Here is a 1,293-nt window from a genome sequence, read left to right as displayed (position 1 = left end):
GCCATTCTGAAAACGAAATACATGCTGTCCATTCGCATAAACATCCAGCAGACCATCGCCGTTCTGTTTCAGGCCGGTATCGTTATCCCCGAAAGCAATTGAATTTCCACCTAACGCATTCGTCGTACCAATGCCAAGGCAACCATTAATGACGGCATTAACCAGAATATTTAGTGAATCCCATTTAAGATTCATCAGCTCTTTGAGCTGGCCGCCAGCGAGGCGGTGTCTCCATTTGAAATACTCATTGCCGTTGTCACCTGTTTCAAACCACATGTAGGAATCGGTGTCTGCATCCGAATCATTTTTAAATCCAATCTTCGCCCAGTCAGTATTCCGAATCCAGGCAAGGATTGAGTCGTTTTCAAAAGTAAGTCCACCGGACAAGGTATCGCCTGTCTTTTGGACAGCGTTATCAGCCTTGTTTACCGTTTCCTGTAAACCGAGGTATTCGATAACGGCGGCAACGGTCGATTTCGCAAGAATATCCCGCCCGACTTTTGTCAGGGTTGCCAGGCTGGCGACATCATTCCCCGTAAAATACGGAAACCTGTCTGCCGCAGTAGCAAGCCCCGCCAGCGCCGTCAGAGTGGCATCTTTCGGTTGCTTACCCGCAAGCGCGTTAGTCATGGTGGTCGCAAAATTCGGGTCGTTGCCCAGCGCCGCCGCCAGTTCATTCAGCGTGTTCAGTGCATCAGGCGACGAGTCCACGAGGGCAGCAATCGCGGCCATAACATAAGCCGTACTGGCGATCTGAGTATTATTAGTCCCCTTTGGCGCAGTGGGTGTGGTTGGCGTTCCGGTCAGAGCCGGACTGTTCAGGGGCGCTTTCTTGTTTGTTTCATCCATTACCACCTTAACCGCTTTCGCTGTCGCGGCCAGTGACTCGGATGCACTGTTGGTCGCACTGCTGAGCTGCACTATCCCCTTTTTCGTCGTGCTCGCATCTTCCAGAGATACGACATCAGCAATATCCTCTGCCCGTTTTGCTGCTGTCTCAGCGCGCATTGCCGCGGATTCTGCCGCGCTTTTGCTCTGCGCTGCCGCCGTCGCACTGCCTGCAGACTCTGTCGCCTTAGAGGATGCCGTCGTGGCACTGCCCTTCGCTGCTGACGCCTGTTTAGTCGCCTCATCTTTTGAAGCAGACGCAGATGATGCCGATGACGCTGCCGAACCGGCTGACGTGCTGGCTGCGCGTGCTGAGCCTGCAGCATCAGTCGCATTGGTTGCCGCCTCACTGGCAGATGTGCCGGCATCCCTGGCTGAGGTGTACTGGCAATAGCGGACACTACT

The 1,293-nt window shown here is 53.9% G+C and carries 1 protein-coding gene; it reads right to left on the bottom strand.

Annotated elements, in window-relative coordinates:
• Window positions 1–1,293 (bottom strand): tail fiber protein (locus tag ACUU1I_RS20595; RefSeq protein ID WP_449144913.1); only part of this gene is annotated, 1,293 nt, incomplete at both ends.

The sequence above is a fragment of the Shigella sp. SIG3 genome, assembly GCF_053555855.1.
This window is presented reverse-complemented; position numbering and strand designations above follow the sequence as displayed.